This window comes from Sulfurimonas sp., assembly GCF_027056685.1.
In the GTDB taxonomy this organism is placed as follows: domain Bacteria; phylum Campylobacterota; class Campylobacteria; order Campylobacterales; family Sulfurimonadaceae; genus Sulfurimonas.
This window is the reverse complement of record NZ_JALUKE010000095.1, coordinates 1-4,066: the sequence shown is the minus strand read 5'-3', so window position 1 is coordinate 4,066 and position 4,066 is coordinate 1. Positions and strand designations below refer to the sequence as shown.

1 protein-coding gene and 1 pseudogene are annotated in these 4,066 nt (G+C 33.9%); both read left to right on the top strand.

The genetic code is table 11. From position 1 onward, the window contains the following. Positions 1–128 precede the first annotated feature (128 nt). Complete coding sequence (locus MVY38_RS04230) at positions 129–3,314, top strand: EAL domain-containing protein (protein ID WP_297483885.1); 3,186 nt, start codon at positions 129–131, stop codon at positions 3,312–3,314. Next, positions 3,307–4,066, top strand: a pseudogene (locus MVY38_RS04225) (aminopeptidase N); the annotation flags it as partial. The gene MVY38_RS04230 and the pseudogene MVY38_RS04225, both read left to right, overlap by 8 nt.

The window sequence follows — 4,066 nt, the reverse complement described above, 5'->3', positions numbered from 1 at the left end:
AAATCAGAACATAAAAAAGAGGCAAAAAAGTTTCAAAAAAAAGCAGAAGCAAAAAGAGTGACTGCTAAATCTCTTAAAGTGATGAAAAAGAAGAGAAAAACGACAAAAAGAGACTAAAGGTTTAAGTTATGAAGCGTAGTTTGCTGGTAATTTTTTTACTCTTTACTTTTTATAGTGGGCTTTTTGCGCAAACTACAGAAGATGCGACACCTTTAAAAAAAGTAACACTGCAGCTGCAATGGAAGTATTCGTTTCAATTTGCCGGTTTTATTATGGCAAAAGAGTTGGGCTACTATAAAGATGCTGGTTTAGATGTAAAGCTGCTTGAATATAATGGTGGTGATATTCGTCAACAGATTAAAGAGCATAAAGTTCAATACTTTTTACAAAACGGTGCGTTGCTTTTTGATAAAAACAACAAACTAATGGATGTAAAACTGCTTGCAACTTACTTCCAGCATTCCCCACTTGTTTTAGTGACACAGCCTTCTATTAAAGATATTTCACAATTGCGGGCTAAAACCATTATGATGGGTGGTAATGAAATTTATGAAACCTCCCTTGATGCGCTTTTACGCTACTACGATATTAATCCTACGACTGCTAAATTTGTGAATCCTACTTTTAATCTTCAAGATTTCATACAAAAGCATGTAGATGCTATGTCTGTATTTAAAACTGATCAAATTTATGCGCTCAAAAAAAGGGGAGTAGCTTTTAATACCATAGATCCCATAGAGTATGGTTTTGTGACAACTGCAAATAATCTTTTTTCTTTTGACGGATATGTGAGTGAACATAAAAAAGAGGTTAATGCTTTTTTAGATGCTACAAAAAAAGGGTGGGAGTATGCACTTGCACATATTCAAAAGAGTGCTAAAGTCATTTATACAAAATACTCAAAACGAAAATCACTTGATGCTTTGATATATGAGGGAAAAACTACAAAGTCATTAATGCTGCAAAATCTTTATGGTATTGGAGAAATTAATGGTGAAAATTTGACTTTTATTTATCAGGAGTACCTCAATAGAAAAGGCTTGCCTGTTAATAAAAATGATTTGAAAAATTACATTTATCAACGCTCATTGAAAAGCTCTTTTTTAACACATGCACAACAAAAATATTTACTAAAAAAGAAAAAAATTACCATTTGTGTTGATCCAAAGTGGAAACCTTATGAGTGGATAGATAAAAATGGTAAGTATAGGGGAATGGGTTCTGATTATTTCAAACTGTTTATGAAAAACATTCCTATTCAAACGCAGCTCTACAAAACAGAGAATTGGTCTCAAAGTATAGCTGCTATTAGAGCAAAGAAATGTGATTTGTTACCAATGGCAGGGATTACTAGAGAGAGAAAAAAGTTTCTCTCCTTTACTGCTCCTTATTATTATGCTCCCTATGTTATAGCTACTACAACTGATAAAAGCTTTGTAGAGGATTTTAGAGATAAGTTAAAGAAAAAATACGCTGTCATCCGTCACTCTGCAGTTCTTGATGATTTAAAGAATCTTTATGGAAATATGAATATAGTCAAAGTTGCAACGGTTGGGGATGGACTTAGGCTGGTAAATGAGGGGAAAGTTTTTGGTTTTATCAATACTGCAAAAGTAATTTCATACTATATTCAAGAACATAATCTTGAAAATATTAAAATAGATGCAAAGTTGCCTATAGGGTATAACTTGGCTATTGCCACACAAAAAAATGAAAAAATGCTTCGTAATATATTGCAGTCTGCAATTAATGGTGCTAATCCTGTAAAGTTGAACCAGATTGAAAATCAATGGTCTTCTCTTGTTCTTGAAGCGCGTGAGGATTATAGACTTTTTTATGACATAGTAGGAGTTTTAATTCTGGTACTATTTGCTCTATTTTATCGATCTGTTATTCTTAGACGCGCAAACAGTGTCCTTGAACAGAAAGTTGATGAAAAAACAGTTGCTTTGCAAAGATTAAACGCAGAGCTGGAACAAAAGGTAGAACAAAGAACAAAAGAGCTAAAACATCAGGCATATTATGATGCTTTGACAAATCTTCCAAACAGAGCTTTGTTTCAAGACAGACTCCATATTGCAATTGAAAAGTCTAAACGCAGTGGGCATTTGGTAGCTCTTTATTTTATTGATTTAGATAGATTTAAAGAGATAAATGACTCTTTGGGACATCAAGCGGGTGATGAGGTGCTTAAAGTTGTTGCAAGTAGATTGCTTAAAAATGTAAGAAAAGAGGATACTTTAGCGCGTTTAGGCGGCGATGAATTTACCTTGCTTGTTGAGCGTATAAAACATATTCCCGAATCTATTTTTATTGCTCAAAAGATGTTGGCAATATCTAAAGAACCGATTATTATTCAAGAGCATACTATCTATATATCATTAAGCGTAGGTATAACTCTGGCTCCACAAGATGCTCTTAACTCGATAGATTTGTTGAAAAATGCAGATGCGGCTATGTATAAAGCAAAAGAAGAGGGGCGTAATAATTTTCAGTTTTATTCTCCTCAAATGAGTAAAGAAGCCTATTCTAAAATTTTAATGCAAACGAGATTACGTCAGGCAATAGAGAATGATGAATTTGAGGTATATTATCAACCTCAGGTTGATGTTGTTGCCAATAAGGTAATGGGCTTTGAAGCTTTATTGAGATGGAATGATCCAAAAGAGGGCGTGATTTTACCTGATGTTTTTATGGAGCTTGCCCAAGAGACTGGTCTTATAGTTGAAATAGATAAAAAAATGATAAAAGAGGCTACAAAGCAATTTGCTATTTGGCAAAAAGAGGGACTGTGTGAGGGGAGAATCTCCATAAATCTTGCAGCTCAAGAGCTTTCTAACAAGGGATATTTAGAATTTTTAACGCAGCAATTAGCGATGAATGAGTTAAAAGCGCAATACTTGGAAGTTGAAATTACAGAAAATGACATTATGCGTAATCCACAAGAGGCAATAAGTAAGTTGCAAGAGATTCATGCTCTTGGGATTAGAATATCGGTAGATGATTTTGGAACGGGGTACTCATCTCTTGCTTACCTCAAACGCTTTCCTATTGATAAACTAAAAATTGACCAGTCATTTGTCCGTGATATACCACAGGATGATGAGGATTGTGCTATTGTCAAAGCTGTTATTGCACTGGGTGAAAATCTTGGTTTTAGTTTAATAGCTGAGGGTGTTGAGACAAAAGAACAAGAACTCTTTTTGGTACAAAACGGCTGCCATATTATACAAGGCTTTTTGTATGCAGAAGCATTGAATTGGGTGGATGCCGAGAAATTTTTAAAAAAATATAAGGAAAAAATAGATGAATAAACAAGCAATAGAGAAGTTTTTAAAAGATTATAAAAAACCTGCGTTTAAAATAGAGAGTGTCCATCTTACATTTGAGCTCTTTGAAGAGCAGACGCTTGTTACAAATGTAATGCAAATTTCTAAACTTGATGCAAGTGTTAGTGAACTGAAGCTTGATAGTGTAAACCTTGAACTTTTAGGCTTATATTTGAATGGAATGAAACTTACAGAAAATAGATATGTAATTGATGATAATTCGCTTACTATTTTAAATGTTTCAGAGAGTTTTGAGATAAAAATAGAAAATAGAATTTACCCACAAAACAATACTGAACTAGAGGGACTTTACAAATCTGGAGATATTTTTTGTACACAAAATGAACCTGAAGGTTTTAGAAGCATCACGCCTTATCTTGACCGTCCTGATGTTATGAGTGTTTTTACGACTACTGTTATTGCAGACAAAGAGAAGTATCCTGTGCTTTTAAGTAATGGTAATAAAGAAGAGTGTCATGATAGTTTTGATGGCAGACATGGTGTAACTTGGCACGATCCCTTTTCAAAGCCATCTTACCTTTTTGCTCTTGTTGCAGGGAATTTAGGAAGTATTGACGATTCGTTTACTACGATGAGTGGTAGAGAGATCGCACTCAATATCTATTGTGATTTAGGTAATGAATCAAAATGTTTTCATGCAATGCGTTCCCTTAAAGAGGCAATGAAGTGGGATGAAGAGAGTTATGGTCGTGAGTATGATTTAGAAATTTACAATA